This window comes from Aliamphritea spongicola, assembly GCF_017051665.1.
Taxonomy (GTDB): Bacteria; Pseudomonadota; Gammaproteobacteria; order Pseudomonadales; family Balneatricaceae; genus Amphritea; species Amphritea spongicola.
The window spans coordinates 1-401 of sequence record NZ_JAFIDL010000037.1 but is presented as its reverse complement, the minus strand read 5'-3'; the positions used below and the strand labels follow the sequence as shown (position 1 = coordinate 401).

General features: G+C 56.4%; 1 protein-coding gene. It reads right to left on the bottom strand.

The annotated features are described in order from the left end of the window. Window positions 1–64: 64 nt before the first annotated feature. The coding region (locus JYB63_RS22630) for a paraquat-inducible protein A (protein WP_205660189.1) at window positions 65–401 on the bottom strand (337 nt) is incomplete at its 5' end.

Sequence of the window (401 nt, the reverse complement as noted above, 5' to 3'; positions counted from 1 at the left end):
CACGATGGGAATGATCCACACCGGCGACCAGCGTTTGATCTTCTCGACGTCCGCGACGCTATGATTATTTTCCGTCACCTTGCGGCTCCTTGTTTATTGTTTCACTTGCGCGATCCCAGGTCAGCCGGGGATCAAATGTCATGGCGGCGAACATGGTGAGGATCACCACCAGCGCGAACAGCACGGCGCCCGTCGCGGGATAAATGCTCATCAACTGCCCCATTCGCACCAACGCCGACAACACGGCGATCACAAACACGTCGATCATTGACCAACGGCCAACGAATTCGACCACTTCATAAATCAGATGCATACGCTCGCTGTCGGCGCGCGGTTTCTTCCTGCCGTTCGCATCCCAGCACAGCCAACCGATCGCCAACATTTTCAGCGACGGCACCATG